At 72.0% G+C, this 19,435-nt stretch carries 21 protein-coding genes and 1 pseudogene; 14 read left to right on the top strand and 8 right to left on the bottom strand.

The window, feature by feature from the left end; all coding sequences use genetic code 11:
- Nucleotides 1-57: 57 nt before the first annotated feature.
- Nucleotides 58-1,008 (bottom strand): NADP-dependent oxidoreductase, encoded by a 951-nt coding sequence (locus ACFCZF_RS02545; protein ID WP_376670059.1) that lies wholly within the window; start codon nucleotides 1,006-1,008, stop codon nucleotides 58-60.
- Nucleotides 1,009-1,265: 257 nt separating this feature from the next.
- Between ACFCZF_RS02545 and ACFCZF_RS02540 the strand changes: the two genes are divergently transcribed.
- The 5 genes from ACFCZF_RS02540 to ACFCZF_RS02520 are packed head-to-tail and all read left to right on the top strand — an operon-like array spanning nucleotide 1,266 to nucleotide 5,661.
- Nucleotides 1,266-3,047 (top strand): ATP-binding protein, encoded by a 1,782-nt coding sequence (locus ACFCZF_RS02540; RefSeq protein ID WP_376670058.1) that lies wholly within the window; start codon nucleotides 1,266-1,268, stop codon nucleotides 3,045-3,047.
- Nucleotides 3,048-3,052: 5 nt separating this feature from the next.
- The gene (locus tag ACFCZF_RS02535) at nucleotides 3,053-3,463 is read left to right on the top strand and encodes a roadblock/LC7 domain-containing protein (RefSeq protein WP_019327713.1); all 411 of its coding nucleotides are present in this window, start codon (nucleotides 3,053-3,055) and stop codon (nucleotides 3,461-3,463) included.
- Complete coding sequence (locus ACFCZF_RS02530; protein WP_376670057.1) at nucleotides 3,460-3,831, top strand: DUF742 domain-containing protein; 372 nt, start codon at nucleotides 3,460-3,462, stop codon at nucleotides 3,829-3,831. Before ACFCZF_RS02535 ends, ACFCZF_RS02530 begins: the two co-directional genes overlap by 4 nt.
- The gene (locus ACFCZF_RS02525; protein ID WP_376670056.1) at nucleotides 3,812-4,417 is read left to right on the top strand and encodes an ATP/GTP-binding protein; all 606 of its coding nucleotides are present in this window, start codon (nucleotides 3,812-3,814) and stop codon (nucleotides 4,415-4,417) included. Before ACFCZF_RS02530 ends, ACFCZF_RS02525 begins: the two co-directional genes overlap by 20 nt.
- Nucleotides 4,414-5,661 carry a cytochrome P450 gene (locus ACFCZF_RS02520; RefSeq protein ID WP_376670055.1) on the top strand — a complete coding sequence of 416 codons (1,248 nt, stop codon included), beginning with the start codon at nucleotides 4,414-4,416 and terminating at the stop codon, nucleotides 5,659-5,661. The genes ACFCZF_RS02525 and ACFCZF_RS02520 overlap by 4 nt, the downstream gene beginning before the upstream one ends.
- 92 nt (nucleotides 5,662-5,753) lie before the next feature.
- Here ACFCZF_RS02520 and ACFCZF_RS02515 read toward each other — a convergent pair whose 3' ends face one another.
- On the bottom strand, nucleotides 5,754-6,785 hold the full coding sequence (locus tag ACFCZF_RS02515) for a 7-epi-alpha-eudesmol synthase (RefSeq protein WP_376670054.1): 1,032 nt from the start codon (nucleotides 6,783-6,785) through the stop codon (nucleotides 5,754-5,756).
- Nucleotides 6,786-7,025: 240 nt separating this feature from the next.
- Here ACFCZF_RS02515 and ACFCZF_RS02510 point away from each other — a divergent pair, with 240 nt between their 5' ends.
- Nucleotides 7,026-7,490, top strand: a complete 465-nt coding sequence (locus tag ACFCZF_RS02510; RefSeq protein WP_375907914.1) for a pyridoxamine 5'-phosphate oxidase family protein — start codon at nucleotides 7,026-7,028, stop codon at nucleotides 7,488-7,490.
- A 78-nt stretch (nucleotides 7,491-7,568) separates the two neighbouring features.
- Nucleotides 7,569-7,961: a VOC family protein gene (locus tag ACFCZF_RS02505; RefSeq protein ID WP_376670053.1), complete on the top strand. Its 393-nt coding sequence runs from the start codon at nucleotides 7,569-7,571 to the stop codon at nucleotides 7,959-7,961.
- Nucleotides 7,962-8,006: 45 nt separating this feature from the next.
- Here ACFCZF_RS02505 and ACFCZF_RS02500 read toward each other — a convergent pair whose 3' ends face one another.
- Both ACFCZF_RS02500 and ACFCZF_RS02495 read right to left on the bottom strand, forming a co-directional pair.
- Entirely contained in the window at nucleotides 8,007-8,309 is a 303-nt protein-coding gene (locus ACFCZF_RS02500; RefSeq protein WP_376670052.1) for a DUF4235 domain-containing protein, read from the bottom strand.
- 86 nt (nucleotides 8,310-8,395) lie between these two features.
- Nucleotides 8,396-9,421, bottom strand: a complete 1,026-nt coding sequence (locus tag ACFCZF_RS02495) for a glutathione S-transferase family protein (protein ID WP_376670051.1) — start codon at nucleotides 9,419-9,421, stop codon at nucleotides 8,396-8,398.
- Between the two features lie 121 nt (nucleotides 9,422-9,542).
- On the opposite strand from ACFCZF_RS02495, the gene ACFCZF_RS02490 reads away from it, so the two are divergent.
- On the top strand, nucleotides 9,543-10,562 hold the full coding sequence (locus tag ACFCZF_RS02490; RefSeq protein ID WP_376670050.1) for a cation diffusion facilitator family transporter: 1,020 nt from the start codon (nucleotides 9,543-9,545) through the stop codon (nucleotides 10,560-10,562).
- Between the two features lie 64 nt (nucleotides 10,563-10,626).
- Here ACFCZF_RS02490 and ACFCZF_RS02485 read toward each other — a convergent pair whose 3' ends face one another.
- A complete protein-coding gene (locus ACFCZF_RS02485; RefSeq protein WP_376670049.1) occupies nucleotides 10,627-11,076 on the bottom strand; it encodes a nitroreductase family deazaflavin-dependent oxidoreductase in 450 nt (149 codons plus the stop codon).
- 199 nt (nucleotides 11,077-11,275) lie between these two features.
- On the opposite strand from ACFCZF_RS02485, the gene ACFCZF_RS02480 reads away from it, so the two are divergent.
- The 3 genes from ACFCZF_RS02480 (at nucleotide 11,276) to ACFCZF_RS02470 (ending at nucleotide 13,320) form a co-directional block, all read left to right on the top strand.
- Nucleotides 11,276-11,710, top strand: a complete 435-nt coding sequence (locus ACFCZF_RS02480) for a nuclear transport factor 2 family protein (RefSeq protein ID WP_376670048.1) — start codon at nucleotides 11,276-11,278, stop codon at nucleotides 11,708-11,710.
- A gap of 140 nt (nucleotides 11,711-11,850) precedes the next feature.
- Nucleotides 11,851-13,107, top strand: a complete 1,257-nt coding sequence (locus ACFCZF_RS02475) for a cytochrome P450 (protein ID WP_376670047.1) — start codon at nucleotides 11,851-11,853, stop codon at nucleotides 13,105-13,107.
- Between the two features lie 12 nt (nucleotides 13,108-13,119).
- Nucleotides 13,120-13,320, top strand: coding sequence for a ferredoxin (locus ACFCZF_RS02470; protein ID WP_337306981.1), 201 nt, complete (start codon nucleotides 13,120-13,122; stop codon nucleotides 13,318-13,320).
- Here the strand turns inward: ACFCZF_RS02470 and ACFCZF_RS02465 are convergent.
- Nucleotides 13,295-13,903: a TetR/AcrR family transcriptional regulator gene (locus ACFCZF_RS02465; RefSeq protein ID WP_376670046.1), complete on the bottom strand. Its 609-nt coding sequence runs from the start codon at nucleotides 13,901-13,903 to the stop codon at nucleotides 13,295-13,297. The genes ACFCZF_RS02470 and ACFCZF_RS02465 overlap by 26 nt on opposite strands.
- Nucleotides 13,904-14,024: 121 nt before the next feature.
- Between ACFCZF_RS02465 and ACFCZF_RS02460 the strand changes: the two genes are divergently transcribed.
- The 3 genes and pseudogenes from ACFCZF_RS02460 (at nucleotide 14,025) to ACFCZF_RS02450 (ending at nucleotide 16,101) form a co-directional block, all read left to right on the top strand.
- Entirely contained in the window at nucleotides 14,025-14,459 is a 435-nt protein-coding gene (locus ACFCZF_RS02460) for a DUF1348 family protein (protein ID WP_376670045.1), read from the top strand.
- Nucleotides 14,460-14,538: 79 nt separating this feature from the next.
- Nucleotides 14,539-15,054, top strand: a pseudogene (locus ACFCZF_RS02455) (flavoprotein); the annotation flags it as partial.
- A gap of 78 nt (nucleotides 15,055-15,132) precedes the next feature.
- Nucleotides 15,133-16,101: an aldo/keto reductase gene (locus tag ACFCZF_RS02450; RefSeq protein ID WP_376670044.1), complete on the top strand. Its 969-nt coding sequence runs from the start codon at nucleotides 15,133-15,135 to the stop codon at nucleotides 16,099-16,101.
- A 15-nt stretch (nucleotides 16,102-16,116) separates the two neighbouring features.
- Here ACFCZF_RS02450 and ACFCZF_RS02445 read toward each other — a convergent pair whose 3' ends face one another.
- Complete coding sequence (locus ACFCZF_RS02445) at nucleotides 16,117-16,761, bottom strand: DUF4232 domain-containing protein (protein WP_376670043.1); 645 nt, start codon at nucleotides 16,759-16,761, stop codon at nucleotides 16,117-16,119.
- Between the two features lie 145 nt (nucleotides 16,762-16,906).
- Nucleotides 16,907-19,285: a SpoIIE family protein phosphatase gene (locus tag ACFCZF_RS02440; RefSeq protein WP_376670042.1), complete on the bottom strand. Its 2,379-nt coding sequence runs from the start codon at nucleotides 19,283-19,285 to the stop codon at nucleotides 16,907-16,909.
- Between the last annotated feature and the right edge of the window lie 150 nt (nucleotides 19,286-19,435).

Here is a 19,435-nt window from a genome sequence, read left to right as displayed (position 1 = left end):
GAGCGAGTTTGAGCATGTTCGATTGACATATGTCATCGAAATCTCACACCGGGTCGGTCAGTCGACCACGAGGACCAGCTTCCCTGTGGTGCGGCCGGTCTCGCCGAGCGCGTGTGCCTCCGCCGCGTCCGCCAGCGGGAACGTCCGCGCGATCGTGGCCCGCAGCTTCCCCGACTCGACCAGGCCGGCGATCTCCCGCATGTCGGCCCGGTCGGCGTCCACGAGCATCCGCACCGCACGCACGCCCAGCCGCTCCGCCTCCTCGTAGAACTCGTCCGACCCGACCGGCAGGATCGAGACCACCACCCCGCCCGGGCGCAGCACGCGCAGCGACCGCAGGGACGTGTCGCCGCCGATGGTGTCCAGGACGACGTCGACGTCCTTCACGGCCTCGGCGAAGTCGGTCTCCCGGTAGTCCACCGTCTCGTCCGCCCCGAGGGAGCGCAGGAACTCGTGCTTGCCCGCGCTGGCCGTGCCGATCACGTGGGCGCCCCGGGCCTTGGCGATCTGCACCGCCACATGGCCGACACCGCCGGCCGCCGCGTGGATCAGCACCCGCTGTCCCGGCTGGACGTCCGCCCGCTCCACCAGCGCCTGCCACGCCGTCAGCGAGACCAGGGGGAGCGCGCCCGCCTGGACGTGGTCGATTCCGGCCGGCTTGTGGGTGAGGGCGCGCGCGGGCGCGGTGACGTACTCCGCGTGGGAGCCGTGGCCGAACGGGTAGGACAGCATGCCGAAGACCTCGTCGCCGGGCCGGAAGGCGGCGACGCCGATCCCCACCGCCGCCACGACGCCCGAGACGTCCCAGCCCAGTACGAAGGGCGGTTCGCCGAGGAAGCCGCCGGTCGCCCGGTGCTTCCAGTCGGTCGGGTTCACTCCGGCGGCACGCACCCGTACCAGCACCTCGTTCGGGCGCGGCTCGGGGCGCTCGGGCCGTACTTCCTTCAGGACCTCGGGACCGCCGAGGACGTCCTGGCTGATGGCTCGCATGGTGTTCACGTCGCTCATGGTCACCCAGCTTGCCTCGCTCCGCCACGTCGGGGAAACCATGCGTTCATCCGCTGGCGGAGCGTGACGGAATCCTCACTTCCGCAGGGCCGTGGAATTGATCTTTTAGGCTTCCCAACCGATAAGCTCCGTGACGGCGCTGCGAGTTGACGCGATCGCGACGGGTCGACTCACGGTGCGTACTCATGAGTGCGGTCCCCTTGCACACCTCCCTTGCACACCCCCCATGTTCGATCGTTCTGGTTCGAAGGATGCAGATGGAACTCGCCACTCCGCCACCGGCGGCGCGGGCCCCTGTCGCCTGGCACAGCTGGTGGCTGATGCCACTGGGTCTGGGAGGCGGCACGGTAGCCGCCACGTTCATGAGCTCGGAGCGAATAACCGCTGCCGTCGCCGGTGTGGTGGCGACGGCGGCCGGCACCGTGTGCGTACGCCTCCTCCTGCGCACCCGGGCACAACTGCGCCGGGCCGAGGACGCCCATCGCACCGCGCAGGCCGAGCACTCCCAGAAGTGGCAGCAGCACGTGGCCGGCCTGGAGCGCAAGTTCTCCGCCGAGCGCGCCGGCCTGGACGCACAGCTCACCGAGCAGGCACAGACCTACGAGATGCGGCTGACGGAGCACGACCGGGCCTACGAGGACCGGCTGGCCGAGCAGGCCACGACCTACGAGACCCGCCTCGCCGAGCAGGACGAGGCCTGGCAGGAGCGGCTGAGCCACCAGCTGGCCGCGGTCTCCCGGCTCGCCGACGAGCAGCTGCCCGACGCGATGCGCGCCCTGCGCGCCGGTGACGCCATCGACGACATCCTGCCGACCGTCGAGCAGTGCGCCAAGGTCGGCGCCGACCTCCAGGCCGGACTGCGCAAGGTCCTCAGGACCGCGCTGATCGGCGTCGAGGCGGAGTTCGACCGCTCGACCTCCGCCGAACAGGCGGTCATCGGCGTGGGCAACCGCATCCACGTCCTGACCAGCAAACTCCGTGGCCGCCTGCACGAGTTGCAGGGCGAGCACGGACGGCTGCCGGCCGTCGCCCGGGGCCTGATGGAACTCGACCAGGCCATCGGCCCCGCCGACTGCCTCGCCGCCAGTATCGGTGTGCTCGGCGGGTCCGACCGCCCGGGCCGGCAGTGGCAGGAGCCGCAGCGGCTGCTCAGCGTGATGCGTGGCGGCATCGGCCGGATCAAGGACTTCCACCGCGTCCAGCTGCGTCATCTGCCGGAGCTCGGCGTCGACGGCGGCCTGGTGGACCACCTCACGCTGGTCTTCGCCCACCTGCTGGACAACGCGGCGCGCTACTCGCCGCCCACCGAGCCGGTGGTCGTCTCGGGCAAGGAGGTCCCCAACGGTGTCGGCATCGAGATCCAGGACTCCGGCAAGGGCCTGAGCGAGGAGAAGAAGCGCGAGGCCGAACAGGCCCTCGCGGGCACCTCGCCCGGTCCGGGCCTCGGCGGTATCTCGGAGGACGCCAACATCGGCCTCCGCGTCGTCGGTGCCCTGGCGCGCCGCTACGGCATCCGCGTCACCTTCGCCGACTCGCCGTGGCTGGGTACCTCTGTCGTAATCGTTGTACCGCACAAGTACTTTGGTCCGCTGCCGGCGGCCGCCACGGCCACCGCCACGACGGCCACCGCCACGGCGCCGTCCGCCATCGCGGAACCGGGCCCGGCACCGGCCACCGTCCCGGCCCGCACCGACGGCGGCACCGGCTCCGGGGGGACCACGCCGGGCGGCCTGCCCCGGCGCCGGAGCAGGCGAGGGGAGCCGGCCGCAGGTCAGGCCCCGGCCGCCGCCCCGGCCGCCGCCCCGGCCGCCGCCCCGGCCGCGTACGCCGACCGGGCGGAGCCGGCCGAACGGGGCGCTCTCCCCGCCGTCCCCTCCGTACCGCCGGACGCCTCCTTCGCCGGCCTGGCCGCGTTCGCCACCGCCGGACGCGACCCCGGCGCGGTGACCGGCGTCTCCCCGCCACCGGAGACCGCCGACCTCCGTGACCCGACCACCGGTGGCGCGTCCACCGGGCAACGCACTGAAGAGAGCGACTAGTCCCCATGACGCACCAGGGAACCGACGTGAGCTGGGCGCTCCGCGACCTTGTGGAGAGCATCCAGGAGATCCGCTTCGCCCTCGTGGCCTCCAGCGACGGCAAGGCCATCACCTCCTACGGGGCCGAAGACCCCGACGACGTGGACCGTTTCGCCGCCGTGGTGGCCGGACTGCAGGCCCTGGCCCAACCGGTCGCCGAGCAGTTCCCGCAGCACGCGGGGCAGTTGCGGCTGGCGATGATCGAGGTGGACGGCGGGCACCTCTTCGTCGTCCGCGCGGGCCTGGAGACGTATCTCGGAGTCCTCGCCCGTGAAGGCCTCGACCAGGGGCTGCTCGGCCATCAGATGCGCGACCTGGCCCGCCGGATGGGTGAACTCCTCGGCACCACTCCGCGCCAGGAGGAGCACTCTGGATGAGTGCTGCCCGCCGACCGACCGATCCGTCCGGGCTCGAGCGCTACTACGTCCTCACCGGAGGGCGCAGCGGACCGGGCGGTTCGGCGTCGACCCTCGACGTGGCGACCCTCGTCGTCTCCCGCGCCGTCCCCTTACCGGGCATGCAGCACGAGCACGAGGAGATCCTCCGGCGCTGCCGCGAACCGCTGTCGGTGGCCGAACTCGGCGCCCACCTCGACCTGCCCTTCAACATTCTCGCGGTGCTGCTGTCCGACCTGCTCCAGGCAGGCCGCGTCGAAGCCCGTGATCCCATCCCGGCACACGACGCCGGCCGCGGGCCCGACCTCGCGCTCCTTGAGGAGGTACTCAGTGGACTTGAAAGGCTTTGACCGACCGGGGTCGCCGACGGCGGGGGACACCCGCTCGGTGAAGGTGATGATCGCCGGCGGCTTCGGCACCGGCAAGACCACCATGGTCCGCTCCGTCAGCGACATCAAGCCGCTGACCACCGAGGAGACCCTCACCCAGGCCACCGCCCACGTCGACCACCTCATCGGCGTCGCCGACAAGACGCAGACCACCGTCAGCCTGGACTTCGGCAAGATCAGCCTCAACGACACGCTGATGCTGTACCTGTTCGGCACCCCGGGCCAGGAGCGCTTCTGGTTCCTGTGGAACGGGCTGTTCAAGGGTGCGCTCGGCGCGGTCGTCCTGGTGGACACCCGGCGGCTGGCCTCCAGTTTCCGGGCGATCGAGGAGATGGAGCGGCAGCAGGTCCCCTTCGTCATCGCGCTCAACGTCTTCCCCGACTCCCGCGACTACCCGGTCGACGAGATCCGGGACGCCCTCGACATCCCGCCGCACACGCCCGTCGTCACCTTCGACGCCCGCGACCGCACCGCCAGCCGCGACGTGCTCGTCACCCTGATACGGCATCTGAAGGACCGCTCGGCCGCCGCACTGGAGCCCCGATGAACGACGACCAGACCCCGTCCGGCTCCACGGGCGGCGGCTGCCCCGTCGCCCACGGCGAGGACGTCACCCGGCTCTACGGTCCCGAGGCGGCCACCGACCCGCACGACATCTATGCGCGGCTGCGCAAGGAACACGGCAGCGTCGCACCGGTGCTGCTGGAGGGCGACGTCCCCGCCTGGCTGGTGCTCGGGTACCGGGAGGTCCGGCGGGTGCTGGACAACCCCCTGCAGTTCAGCCGCGACTCGCGGATCTGGCGGGACTTCCGGGACGGCCGCGTCGAGGCGACGTCCCCGCTGATGCAGATGGTGGGCTGGCGTCCCGACTGCGTCTCCCAGGACGGCGAACCGCACCGCAGGCTGCGCGGGGCGGTCACCGACAACCTGTACGCCGTGGCCGGCCGGGGCATCCGCCGGCACGCCACGCACTTCGCCAACAAGCAGATCGACGCCTTCGCCGACGCGGGCCGCGCCGACCTGGTGGCCGATTTCGCCGAGTACCTGCCCATGCTGGTCCTCACCCGCGTCTTCGGACTCGCCGAGCGGGAGGGCCGCAGCCTCGCCGAGTCCAGCAAACAGGTGATCAAGGGCGGCGCGGACGCCCTCACGCACAACGAGCGCATCATGGGCATCCTCGGCGAACTCGCCGCGCGCAAGCGCCAGGAGCCCGGGTCCGACTTCACCTCCGGCCTCATCGAGCACCACTCCGGTCTCGACGAGGACGAGATCGTCAACCATCTGCGCCTGGTGCTGATCACCGCCCACACCACGACCAGCAACCTGCTGGCCCGGGCGCTCCAGCTCCTCCTCACCGACACCTCCTGGCTGTCCGGCCTGGTGAGCGGCCAGCTGAACCTGTCCACGCTCGTGGAGGAGGTGATGTGGAACTCCCCGCCGCTCGCCGTGCTGCCGGGCCGGTTCGCCACCGCCGACCTGGAACTCGGCGGCTGCCCGGTCAAGGAGGGCGACCTGCTCGTGCTGGGCCTCGCGGCCGGCAACCACGACCCCGAGATCCGCCCCGACACCGCCGTCTCGGTCCAGGGCAACGCCTCGCACCTCGCCTTCAGTGCGGGCCCGCACGAGTGTCCTGGGCAGAACATCGGCCAGGCCATCATCGAGACGGCCGTCGACGTGCTGCTGCACCGCCTGCCGGGGCTCCGCCTGGCCGTTCCCCCGGCCGAACTCACCTCCACGGCTTCCACCTGGGAGTCGCGGCTGGACACCCTGCCGGTCGAGTTCGCCGTATAGGGTCCGCTTCGCCGTGCAGAGTCCGTCGGCGCTGACCGCGTGCCGCGGCGCCACCCCCCGGCCGGAGCGCCCGGCCGGGCGGCGCGCTCGCCTCACACGGTCAGCAGGTCGTCCACCGATCCCCGCCCGGCCAGTTCGGCGGTGGCCACCGGGCCCTCCTTGGCCGCCGCGTACCGGCCGGTGGTCAGCGCCCACTCGTAATTGCCGTTGATCCAGTGCTGGATGGCCTCCACGCCCATCGCCACCCGGGCCCGTTCGTCCGTGTCCAGACCCAGTTGGTCGCACATCACCGGTACGCGGGCCTCCAGGGCGACGTACTCGTCGAGGCAGCCGGTCGTCATCCGGTACGCCTCGTCGGCGGCCTCCTGCCACGAGCAGCCCCGCTCCCGGCGCAGGACGGCGATGAGATTGTGGCCGTCCCCGCGGCGGTGTTCACGCTCGAAGGAGTGGATGTCGTTCATGAACCCGATGGTGTCCGCGGCCAGGTCCCGCATCCGCTCCATCAGCGGATGCGCCATCGCCGCGGCCGGCACCTCGAAGCCCCGGCTGCGCTCGCCCGCGTCGATGCTGTGGTGGATGCCGACCGTACGGCGCCTGAAGACGGTGTAGTCGGTGAGTCCGAGCGTCCCGGCCCGGCCGTGGGCCGCCAGGTCGACCTCCTCGCAGTGCGCCACCAGGAAGCGACCCCAGGAGGCGGCGAACCGCGACTTCCAAGTCAGGGACATGCCATCCGAGAGATGGGCCCAGACCTCCGCCCAGGCCAGCGTGATGGGGCATTCCACCCGCGGCGGGGTGCCCGCCGGACGCAGTGGGGTGGCGATGAGTTCGCGCGCCACCTCGGCTATGCGCTCCGCGCGGTCCGGCCGGCCGGCGTCGAACTGGTCGTCGAAGAGAAAGGCGAGGGAGAACCAGTTCATCAGGACGACCATGTCGTCCGCGGACGCGTGGGGATAGGTGCGGGCCGCGGCCTCGGCGAGGTCCCACGACTGATACTCCTCGAATCCGGCCCGGCTGCGCACCAGCCCCCGCTCGCGCACCCAGCGCAGATGACGGTCACGCGCATGGGCGAGGTACGGGCTGACGGGAGTGTCGAAGGGGAGGTCGAACCGGACGTCCTGAGACATGTGCTTCCTTTCGGGAGACGAAGCGCAGAGTCCCCCCGGCCCTGCGAGCGGGCGGCCACCGGGCCGCCCGCGCACTCGAACTGGGCTTCCCGATCCGAAAGTTGAACCGAGAAGCGATACGAGGCTGCCCCGACCCTAAATGATCTACACGGCGCCGGTTCGTGATCTCCGTTACTGCGCCCACCCCGTGGCACCATCGGTACCACCGATCATGACGACGTATCAGGAGGCCGTCCGCCGATGACCCGGTCACCCGCCCGCAGCGCCGAACAGCGCAAGCACGACACCCTGCACCGCCTGGAACACGACGAGGACGCCTGGGTGGCCACGGCCGACGGCGCGTCAGGCGTGCCGTACCTCGTCCCGCTGTCCTTCCTCTGGAACGGCTCGTACCTGCTGTTCTCCACCCCCGCCGCCAGTCCCACCGGCCGGAACCTGGCGGCGAGCGGGCGGGCGCGCGTCGGCATCGGGCCGACCCGTGACGTGGTGATGGTCGAGGGCACCGTCGAGACCGTGGAGCCCGTCGAACTGCCCGAACAGGACGCCGAGTTGTTCGCGGCCAAGACCGGCTTCGACCCGCGCTCACTCGCCACGCCCTACCTGTACTTCCGCATCCATCCGCGGCGGATCCAGGCGTGGCGCGAGGCCGACGAGATCGAAGGCCGCGAGCTGATGCGCGACGGCCGGTGGCTGCCGACCGAGTGAATCGGCCGGGCCGGGATATCCGCAAGGTAGAGGGCGCGGGGCACGATCGCCGCGCGCCCGGAATCCTTCGGAGGAGACATGGCACTGGTCAACGCGGGCGTCGTGGTGCTCGACTGCGCCGAGCCCGAGAAGCTCGCCGAGTTCTACAAGGGGCTGCTGGGCGCTGAGGAGACCGACGTGACCGCCAACCGGATCGAGATCAGGTCGGCTGACGGCTTCCGTATGGCGTTCCGACGGGACGTCAACGCCACCCCGCCGAGCTGGCCCCGGCCCGAGAACTCCCTCCAGGCCCATCTGGACTTCTGGGTGGCCGACCTGGACGAGGCGGAACGCGGCGTCGTCGAACTCGGTGGGCGTCCAGTGGAGGCGAAGGACGCACTCGGGGTGCACGAGGAGCGTGGCTACTCGGACCCGGCGGGTCACTCCTTCACCCTGCGCCGCACCGCACAAACGGCACCCAAGCAGGGCTAGCGCCTGCCGGGTGCCGTCGGTGACGGGGGAGGGGCCCCGGTGCGGTCAGTCCCGTCCGCCCTTCCCGCCGGCCGGCCAGACACCGGTCGAGCGCTCGATGGCCTTGGCGCCCGTCCGGTCCACGGCACTGCGCACCGCGGCGAAGATGGCGCCCTGGATCGCGGCGGCGAGCAGGATCTCCCCCCAGCCGCGGTCCGGGTCCAGCGCGTCGGGCGCGTTGTCCTCGTGCCGGATCACCTTCCACGTCTTCTGGAACGCCAGCCCGGCCAGCGTGCCGCCCACCCAGCCCAGCGCGAAGCCGACGGGCTTGTAGGCGAGGGGGAGCTTCTGCTTCTTCTTCTTGGCCACGTGGATCTCCTTGTGCTCGGTGTGCTCGGTGCGCTCGTGTGCTCGGTGAGTGAATCGGTGGCGTGGTCGGTCGTACGGTCGGGCCGTCAGGCCCTGCCCCGCACCGGAACCGCCTCGTCGGCGCGGGCCGGTCCCGGCGGTGTCCCGTCGCCGAACGGCCGGCCGCCCAGTTCCTGCCGGTGATGGGGCGTGAGCCAGCCGGACAGATCCGGGCCCAGGGGCACGACGGCGGTCGGGTTGATGCCGGTGTGCACCTGGTAGTAGTGGCGTTTGATGTGGTCGAAGTCGACGGTGTCGCCGAAGCCGGGCGTCTGGAACAGATCGCGGACGTACCCCCACAGCACCGGGTTCTCCGTCAGCTTCCAGCGGTTGCACTTGAAGTGGCCGTGGTATACGGCGTCGAAGCGGACCAGCGTCGTGAAGAGCCGGATGTCCGCCTCGGTGATCGTGTCGCCGACCAGGTAGCGCTGCCGTTCCAGCCGGGGTGTCAGCTGCTCCAGGCGCCGGAACACGCCCGCGCACGCGGCCTCGTACTCCTCCTGGCCCGTCGCGAAGCCCGCCCGGTACACACCGTTGTTGACGTCCTCGTAGACGCCCGCCATCACCTCGTCGATCTCGTCGCGCAGGGCGTCGGGATACAGGTCGGGCGCGCCCGGCCGGTGCAGGGACGTCCACTCGGTCGCGAGGTCCAGGGTGATCTGCTGGTAGTCGTTGGTGACCAGCTTTCCGCTGGGTACGTCCACGACCGCCGGCACGCTGACCCCGCCCGGGTAGCCGGTCTCGCGCCGGTCGTAGGCCTCGCTGAGGTAGCGGATGCCGAGGACCGGGTCGCGGCCGTCCGGGTCCAGGGTGAAGCGCCAGCTGCGGTCGTCCTGGATGGGATCGGTGATCGCCAGGGACAGGGCGTCCTCCAGACCGAGCAGCCGCCGCGACACCAGGGCGCGGCTCGCCCACGGACAGGCACGGCTCACCACCAGCCGGTACCGGCCGGACGCCACCGGCCAGCCGTCCCGGCCGTCCGCGGTGATCCGGTCCGCGAAGTGGCTCTTGGACCGTTTGAACGCCTTCCTGCCGTAGCCGCTGTTGCCGGGCGTCCCGCCGTCACCGCTCATGGGCCTGCCTTCCAGTCGCTCGTGTGCCCTGGTGGACGCGTTCCCCGTTTTCGGCCGTCGGCACTGGTGGGCCACCCACAAGAGGGTGTGAGCCGCGTCGGCCGGGGGCATTCGGCCCCTCGTGAGTGGGACAGCCTCGGAAGAGAAGCAGGACCGGAAGACCGCCCCCGACCCCGAACGTGAGGCCGACGGGAAGGCCGACCGCAGGACACGCGTCACCGTGCTGGTGGCCCTGGCGGCCAACCTGGTGATCGCCGTCGCCAAGGCGGTGGGCGGTCTCATCTCGGGATCGCCCGCACTGCTGTCGGAGGCGGCGCACTCGGTGGCGGACAGCATGAACGAGGTCTTCCTCCTCGCCGCACTGCGCCGCAGCCGCCGCCCCGCCGACCGGAGGCACCCCTTCGGCTACGGCAAGGAACGATTCTTCTGGTCGCTCCTGGCGGCCGTCGGCATCTTCGTCATGGGCGGCTGCTTCTCCTTCTTCCAGGGCGTCGAGGCCCTGCGCACGGGCGGCCAGGAGAAGCTCGGCGGCTACGTGGCCGGACTGATCGTGCTCGCGGTCGCCCTGCTCGCCGAGGGCGGATCGCTGCTGCGGGCCCTGCACCAGGTACGGGGCCAGGGCGGGCTCGCCACCGGGCTGCGCGACCCGGCCCTGCGCACGGTCGTCGCCGAGGACGGCACCGCGGTGCTCGGCGTGACCCTCGCCATGACCGGCATGGTCCTGCACATGGTGACCGGACGAGTGGTCTGGGAGGCCTGCGCCTCGCTCGCGATCGGCGCGCTGCTCGTGCTCGTCGCCTACCGGCTGGGCCGCGAGGCCCGCGACCAGCTGATCGGCGAGGCCGCCGACCCGGAGGCCAGCGGCCGGATCCGGTCGCTGCTGCGGGCACAGCCGGAGATCGACAGCGTCGAAGCGCTGTTCACCATGAAGACGGGCCTCGACTCCACCCTGGTGGCCGCCCGCATCGACCTGGTGCCGGGTCTCGACAGCGAGCGGGTGGAGGAGGTCGCCGTACGCATCAAGAGGTCGATCGCGCGGACCGTTCCCGAGGCGGGGCAGATCTTCCTCGACGTCACCGACCGGCCCGCGCGGGAGGCAGCGGAAAGCCCCGCCGCGACGGGGGAACGCGGCGGGGCCTGAACGGCGTGTTCCCGGTCGGAGTCGGTCCATGCACGCGAATCCGGGAAACTTCTCCGCGCCGGGTTCAGCTCCCGTCGGCCGCTTCCAGGACGAAGACCGGGATCTCCCGGTCCGTCTTCTTCTGGTAGTCGGCGTACGCCGGATACGCCGCGACGGCACGCTCCCACCACTCGGCCTTCTCCGCACCGGTGACCTCACGGGCCGTCATGTCCCGCTTCACCGGGCCGTCCTGGAGTTCCACCTGGGGATCGGCCTTGACGTTGTGGTACCAGACCGGGTGCTTGGGCGCCCCGCCCAGGGAGGCGACCGCGGCGTAACGGCCCTCGTGCTCGACGCGCATCAGCGGCGTCTTGCGGAGCCTGCCGCTCTGCGCGCCCCGCGTGGTCAGCACGATCACGGGCATTCCCGTGTCCATCAGGGTCGTGCCCTTCGTGCCGCCCGAGCTCTCGTAGAGCTCCACCTGTTCGCGCACCCACTGCGTCGGGCTGGGTTCGTACTCGCCCTCAAGAGGCATGGCTTGCGTCCCATCGTCGTGTCGTACGGCTGACTGACACCGTGGTGCAACACCGACCGGTGCCGGATCCATCCGTACCCCGTCCTGCCCGCCGATCTCCAGCGGCCGCGCAATTACCCCACGCGTCATCGCGCCGCCGGGCGGGCCGCGGCACAGTGGTGACCGCCCGCACGAGGACCAGCCCGAGGAGACGCCGACCATGACCGCTGCCACCGACACGAGTACCCGAGCCGTGGTGGGGGAGCTGCTGCGCAGGATCGGGGAGGGCGCCCCGGACCGGATCGCCGAGCTGTACGCCGAGTCAGGTGACTGGCGGCTGAGCTGGCCCGAGGACGAACACGGCCGGGCCGCCACCCCCTGGATCCGGCACCGGCGCACCCGGGCCGACGCCGCCGCCCACTACCGGGAGCTGGCCGCCCACCATGTGCCCGGCCGCGCGGACACCCGGATCGAGCGGGTCCTGGTCGACGGCGAGGACGCCGTGGTGCTCGGCGAGATCCGGCAGACCGCCGCGGCCACCGGGCGGCCCTATCGCGCCACGTTCGCTCTGCATCTGACCGTGCGGGACGGTCTCGTGGTCCGGCACCACGTGTACGAGGACAGCCTCGCCGTGGCCCGTGCGTTCAGCGCGTAGGCGACCGGCCGCCGTCGCGGCGGCGATCCCCGGCCAGTCTGCTCCCGCCACCGATCTGGCCGAACTTCACGTCGCCGTATAGATGCCCAGGGCATCTAATGAAGATCGGCACGACGCACTCTTCGTCTGCGAGGTCTTCCATGACGGACACGGACACAACGCCGGACACGGACACAACGCCGGACACGGACACAGCGCCGGGCGGGGACGCGACCGAACCCGTCGCCTTCCCGCAGGACCGGACCTGCCCCTATCACCCTCCCGCCGCCTACGACCCGCTGCGCGCCGCCCGGCCGCTGGCCCGGATCACCCTCTTCGACGGCCGTCCGGCCTGGCTGGTGACCGGGCATTCCGCCGCCCGCAGGCTGCTGGCCGACCAGCGGCTGTCCACCGACCGCACCCGCGACGGCTTCCCCGCCACCTCCGCGCGCCTCGCCGCCGTACGCAACCGCAAGACCGCCCTGCTCGGTGTCGACGACCCCGAACACCGCACCCAGCGCAGGATGGTGCTCCCCGAGTTCACCCTCAAACGCGCCACCGCCCTGCGCCCGCGCATCCAGCGGATCGTGGACGAACGGCTCGACGCGATGATCGCGCAGGGTCCGCCCGCGGAACTGGTGACGGACTTCGCGCTGCCCGTGCCCTCGATGGTGATCTGCGCCCTGCTCGGCGTCCCCTACGCCGACCACGACTTCTTCGAGGAGCAGTCCCGTCGGCTGCTGCGCGGGCCCCGGCCCGCCGACACCCAGGACGCCCGCGACCGACTGGAGACGTATCTGGGGGAGTTGATCGACCGCAAGCGCGAGACACCCGGCGAGGGCCTGCTGGACGACCTGGTCCGGCACCAGCTGAGCGAGGGCGCCGTCGACCGCGGGCAGTTGGTCGCGCTGGCGGTCATCCTGCTGGTCGCGGGCCACGAGACGACCGCCAACATGATCTCGCTCGGCACCTACGCCCTGCTGGGCAACCCCCGGCGACTGACCGAACTGCGCGAGGATCCCTCGCTGCTGCCCGGCGCGGTCGAGGAGCTGATGCGCGTCCTGTCCATCGCGGACGGGCTGCTGCGGCTGGCCACCGAGGACATCGAGGTGGACGGGCAGACCATCCGGGCCGGCGACGGGGTGGTCTTCTCGACCTCCGTCATCAACCGCGACGAGACCGTCTACCCCGACCCGGACGCCCTCGACTGGCACCGCCCGGCCCGCCACCACGTCGCCTTCGGGTTCGGCATCCACCAGTGCCTCGGCCAGAACCTGGCCCGCGCGGAGCTGGAGATCGCCCTGCACACGCTCTTCGAGAGGCTGCCCTCGCTGCGCCTGGCCGCCCCGGCCGAGGAGATCCCCTTCAAACCCGGCGACACGATCCAGGGGATGCTGGAACTCCCCGTGGCCTGGTAGGAGGCTCTCGTCATGCACATCGGCATCGACAAGGACACCTGCATCGGCGCGGGCCAGTGCGCGCTGACCGCACCGGACGTGTTCACCCAGGACGACGACGGCTACAGCACGGTCCGGCCCGGCCGGGAGGACGGCGGCGGCAGTGCCCTGGTACGGGAGGCGGCCCGGGCCTGCCCCGTCGGCGCCATCACCGTGTCGCAGACGGTGGGCTGACCCCGCCGGCGTCCGCCGCCGGGGTGTCCGCCCCGGCGGCACGCAGCAGCACCCGCGCCGCTTCACGTGCCGCCCGGGCCGGTTCCGTACCGCCCGTGACGCCCGCCGTCACCATGGCGCCCTCGGCCAGCAGGAACAGCTGCCCGCCCACCGCGGCGGGCAGTCCCGCGTCGCCCGCCAGGCCGTCGAGGAACTCCCGGAAAGCCCCCTTGTGCGCCCGCACCCGGTCCGCCACCGGGGGCGAGGTGGCCCCCAGTTCGCCGTACGCGTTGATCCACGCGCAGCCGCGGAAGTCCGGTTCGGCGAACCACTGCCCGAGCCAGTCGAAGACGGCCAGGACCCGATGGCCGGGTTCCTCGTACCGGTCGACGTGTGCCGCCAGCCGCTCCCGCCAGCGCACGTCGCGCCGCTCCAGACAGGCCACCACGAGCTGCTCCTTGGCCGGGAACAGCTGGTAGAGGCGTTTGAGTGAGACGCCGGAGTCGCCGCGGACGTCGTCCATGCCGACGGCCTGGACGCCCCGCCCGTAGAAGAGCCGCTCCGCCGCGTCCAGAGCCCGCTCGCGGGCGACCTCGCTGTCCATGGAGACCTCTTCCCCGATGTGTGCCCTGATGCGTTCCTTGACGAGAGAACGAACGTTCTCCTACGGTAGCAGCCGACGCGGAGAACGGTCGTTCTCCATTTCTCCTCACGGAGGTTCAGCCATGACCACCGACCGCCCGCCCCTGCCACCGTTCACCCGGGAAACCGCCGCCCGGAAGGTGCGGGCCGCCGAGGACGCGTGGAACACCCGCGACCCGCACAAGGTCGCGCTCGCCTACTCCGAGGACTCGGTCTGGCGCAACCGCGACACCTTTCTCACGGGCCGTGCCGCCATCGTCGAGTTCCTGACCGCCAAGTGGGCGCGCGAGCGGGAGTACGCGCTGCGCAAGGACCTCTGGGCCTTCGACGGTAACCGCATCGCCGTCCGCTTCCAGTACGAGTCCCGCGACGCCGACGGCCGGTGGTGGCGCTCCTACGGCAACGAACTCTGGGAGTTCGACGAGCACGGCCTGATGACCCGGCGGGAGGCGAGCATCAACGACGTACCCATCGAGGAGTCGGACCGCCGCATCCACGGCCCGCGGCCCGTTCAGTAGGGTTCCCGGGTGAGCGAACAGGCCCGGAACGCCGAGGAATCCGAGAAGCCGGAGAAGCCGGAGAGGGGGGGAGCGGGCGGAGAAGCCCTTTCTCTACCTCGTCGTCTGCGCCGCGGGCGTGGCCTCCGGCGTGAGCAAGCTGATCACCGCGGCGCAGGAGCGCGACTGGGAGGTCGGCGTCTTCGCGACCCCGGTCGCCATGGACGGCTTCTTCGACACCGCCGCCGTCGAGGCGCAGACCGGCCGCCCCATCCGCTCGGCCTGGCGCCGCCCCGGCGATCCGCGGCCCTTCCCGGCGCCGGACGCCGTCGTGGTCGCGCCCGCCACCTTCAACACGGTCAACAAATGGGCCGCCGGCCTGGCCGACACCCTCGCCGTCGCCACCCTGTGCGAGGCCTGCGGCCTGGGCGTCCCCGTCGCCGTCCTGCCGTGCGTGGCCGACGCGCTGGCCTCCCATCCCGCGTACCGGGAGAGCCTGACCCGGCTGCGCGGGATGGGCGTGCGCCTCGGCGACCCGTACGCCGGGGAGGCGGAGGACGGCGGCCGCCCGGAGTTCGGCTGGGTGCGGGCGCTCGACCTGCTGGAACAGCGCTGACCCGCCCCGCCTTCGAGCTCGCACGAGGACGTACGCTCGCCACAGGTACTGATGATCCCGAAGACAGGAGCAGCAACGATGCAGTACGTGAAGCTCGGTTCGACGGGCCTGGACGTGTCGCGGATCTGCCTGGGCTGCATGACCTATGGCGATCCCGGCCGCGGCGCGCACGAGTGGACCCTCGACGAGGAGGCCTCGCGTCCGCTGATCCGGCAGGCGCTGGAGGCCGGCATCACCTTCTTCGACACGGCCAACGTCTACTCCGACGGCACCAGCGAGGAGATCGTCGGCAAGGCGCTGCGCGACTTCGCCCGCCGGGACGACATCGTGCTCGCGACCAAGGTCAACGGCCGGATGCGGCCCGGACCCAACGGTGCCGGGCTGTCCCGCAAGGCGATCATGACCGAGCTCGACCACAGCCTGCGGCGCCTGGGCACCGACTACGTCGACCTCTACCAGATCCACCGCTTCGATCCGCACACGCCGGTCGAGGAGACGATGGAAGCCCTGCACGACCTGGTGAAGGCGGGCAAGGTCCGCTACATCGGGGCCAGTTCGATGTACGCCTGGCAGTTCTCCAAGATGCAGTACACCGCCGAGCGGCACGGCTGGACGAAGTTCGTGTCCATGCAGAACCACTACAACCTCGTCTACCGCGAGGAGGAGCGCGAGATGCTGCCCCTCTGCGCGGACCAGGGCGTCGGCGTGCTGCCCTGGAGCCCGCTCGCCCGCGGCCGGCTCACCCGGGACTGGGACACCGCCACCGAGCGCAGCGCCACCGACAACTTCGGCAGCACGCTCTACCAGGAGGGCGACCGTGCCGTGGTCGAGGCCGTCACGCGCATCGCCGGTGACCGCGGCGTGCCGCGCGCCCAGGTGGCGCTTGCCTGGCTGCTGCACCAGGACACGGTGACCGCGCCGATCATCGGCGCGTCGAAGCCGGGCCACCTCGACGACGCCGTGGCGGCGGTCGAACTGGCGCTCACCGAGAAGGAGATCGAGGAGCTGCAGCGGCCCTACGCGCCGCACCCGATCGCCGGTCACTGATCCGGACTCGACGCCTCAGGGCCCCGTGCCCGCGTCCAGGGCGGTGACGGACACCGACGACTCGCCGCCGCCCACCGGGACCTCACCGGCCGTCCACTCGACCTCGATCGGGTCCCGCTCGTCCGGCGGGGTGACGAGCAGCGCCGCCGGGGTGGCGGTGCGGGCGCCGCTGATCTGCGGGCTGGAGAACGACAGCCCGGCCCACGCGCTCGTCCCCGGGGTCAGCGTGACCGTCTCGGGGGAGGAGGGCGCGCGTTCAGGGTCCGGGCCCAGCTGCTTGCCGGACGCGTCGACGAAGGCGGCGCCGGGGTACCCGTACAGGGTGCAGGTGCGGTCGGAGGTGTTGGTCAGCACGATCGGGAAGTTCCGCTGTCCGGCGCCGGGGTCGACGCGGCCGACGGCGGCGCGCAGCTCGGAGGTGTGGCAGCGGCCGTCGGTGCGGGCGGAGGCGGAGGCCGATCCGGCGGTGTCGCTGGGCGCGGTGGTGACCGCGGGGGCGGTGGAGGCGCCGGTGTCAGGACTGGTCGTGCGCGGGGCCTCGGTGGGTTGTGGGGCGCTCGACGTGCCGCTCTCGCTGCCGCAGGCGCTCAGCAGGCCGAGGAGCGCGACCGTGCTCGCCAGCAAGGCCGTGCGGTGTACGGGCTGGGACGTGTTCGCCATCGCTTCTCCACACTCCCGTCAGGTTCTCGCGCACGGTCCCCGGTCCGAGGCGGCACCGTACGCCCTGTGTCTTCGAGTGTCCCGTCGCACGGGCCGGGAAACGACGGGCGCGCTCCGGAGACGAGGTGCGCTCCCTCCGGCTCCCTCACTCCTCGTCGAGCAGCCCCAGCTCCGCCCAGATCGTCTTGCCCTCGGTCGTGTGCCGGCTGCCCCAGCGCTGGGTGAGCTGGGCCACCAGCAGCAGCCCGCGGCCGCCCTCGTCCCAGGTCTTGGCCCGGCGCAGATGCGGCGCCGTGTGGCTGGTGTCGGAGACCTCGCAGATCAGCGTGGCCGTGTCGTGGATCAGCCGCAGTCTGATGGGCGGTGCGCCGTACCGGATGGCGTTGGTGACCAGCTCGCTCACGACCAGTTCGGCGGTGAAGGACGCCTCCAGCAGGGCCCAGGCCGACAACTGCTCGACGACCTGCTTGCGGACGGGGGCGACCAGCGACGGGTCGGCCGGGATGTCCCAGGTCGCTACCTGGCCGGCGGGCAGCCCCCGGGTACGGGCCAGCAGCAGGGCCACGTCGTCGGCGGCGCTGCCCGAGGGGAGCAGGGCGCGCAGCACCCGGTCACACGTCGCGTCCAGCGATTCGGCGGGGGCCGCCAAGGCCTCGCGAAGCAGCGCCTGACCGGCGTCGGCCTCCCGTTCCCGGCTCTCGACCAGTCCGTCGGTGTAGAACGACAGCACGCTGCCCTCGCGCAGTTCCAGCTCGGCGGACTCGAACGGCAGCCCGCCCACGCCCAGCGGGGGGCCCGAGGGCAGCTCGACCTGTCGGGGCGGGCCGTCCGGCGGGACCAGGACGGGCGACGGGTGCCCGGCCCGGGCCAGGGCGCAGCGCCGCGACACCGGGTCGTACACCGCGTACAGGCAGGTGGCGCCGACCTCGCCCGCGCTGTCGTCGCCGTACTCCTCGGACAGCCGGACGACCAGGTCGTCGAGGTGGGTGAGCAGCTCGTCGGGCGTCAGGTCGATGTCGGCGAGGGTGCGGACGGCGGTGCGCAGCCGGCCCATGGTGGCCGAGGCCTGGATGCCGTGGCCGACGACGTCCCCGACGACCATGGCGACCCGCATCCCGGACAGCGGGATGACGTCGAACCAGTCGCCGCCGACCCCCGAACGGGCCGCCGGGAGGTAGCGGGAGGCCGCCTCCACCGCGGCGGTGGGCGGCAGCCACCGTGGGAGCAGACTGCGCTGCAGGGTCAGCGTGGCCTCGCGCTCGCGGGAGTAACGGCGGGCGTTGTCGATGCAGACGGCGGCGCGGGCGGAAACCTCCTCGGCCAGCAGCACGTCGTCGTGGGTGAACGGGTAGGGCCGCCGGAACCGGGTGAAGACCGCGACGCCGAGGGTGGTGCCGCGGGCCTGGAGCGGCACGGACATCGTGGAGTGGATGCCGTACTCCCTGACCCGCCGAAGGCGGACGGGGTCCCATTCCAGCCACCGTTCGAGGTCGCCGAAGGCCTCCGCGGCGACGATCGCCTGCCCCGAGAGCAGACACTCGGCCTGGGGCGAGCCGGCCGGGTAGACGTCCAGCTGTCCCGGTTCGGCCACCGCCTCCGGGCCGCCCGGGGCGACCGACCGGTGGGCCGTCCTGCGCAGGCCGACCGGCGGTTCGAGCACGGCGGCGGGCTCACCACCGTGCTCGAGCGGGTCCAGCAGGTCGACGCTCACGAAGTCGGCGAGCGCGGGCACGCACACGTCCGCCAGCTCCTGTGCCGTACGGGTGACGTCGAGCGTGCTGCCGATGCGCACGCTGGCCTCGTTGACCAGTTGCAGCCGCTCCCGGGCGAGGTGCTGCTCCGTGAGGTCGTGGGCGCTCACACACACGCCGAGGACCTGACCGTCGGCGTCGGTGAGCGGCGCGATACGGGCGTTCCACGCGTGGGCGCGGCTCTCGCCGACGGCCTTGAGATGGGTCTGCATGTCGTACCGGCGGCCGGAGGACAGTACCCGCCGCATGTGCCGTTCGAGTTCCGCGTTCTGCGGCCGGTCGCTTATGTCGGTGGTCCGCAGACCGCGGAGGCGGTCGGGCGGGAGTCCGACGAGCTGCGCCATGGCGTCGTTGGCACCGCGCAGCAGCAGCCGGTCGTCGAAGATCATCATGGCGCAGGGGGCCTGGGTGAGAGCCGCTCTGACCAGCGGGTCGTCCGCCGGGTCCGGGCCGTGCTCCAACGGGGCGACGGCGAGCCACGTGCGAGGTGCGCCGTCCTGTGACGGTCTGCGGTGGGCGAGCACCCACACGGACACGGTGTGCCCGTCGCGGTGCCGCAGTGCCAGGGTGCCGCTCCAGTGCTCGTCGCCGGGTCCGGGGCGCGTGTCGTCGCCGCCGTCGGCCAGCAGCCCGGCGGCGGGGCGCCCCACGACGTCGGCGGCCGGGTGCCCCAGCAGCAGGCTGGCGCCCTCGTTCCACTCCAGCAGGGTGCCGGAGTCGTCGACGACTGCGCGGGCCGTGGCGGCATCGTCGAACGGGTTGACCGGACTCATCGTCGCCACTCCATTGCGCACACCCTCAGTGAACAGCGCGTCACCTGAGTCCCAGCCTAGTGCGTCCGGGCCTAGCGCGGACCCGAACCACCGGGCCCGGCGGCCGCCTCGTGGACGCGGGGGCCACCGAGAAGCCGGGCCGCCCGGGGC

It is taken from the genome of Streptomyces sp. NPDC056296 (genome assembly GCF_042268605.1).
Taxonomy (GTDB): Bacteria; Actinomycetota; Actinomycetes; order Streptomycetales; family Streptomycetaceae; genus Streptomyces.
The sequence above is the reverse complement of the archived record's forward strand: the minus strand, read 5'-3'. Positions and strand labels throughout refer to the sequence as shown.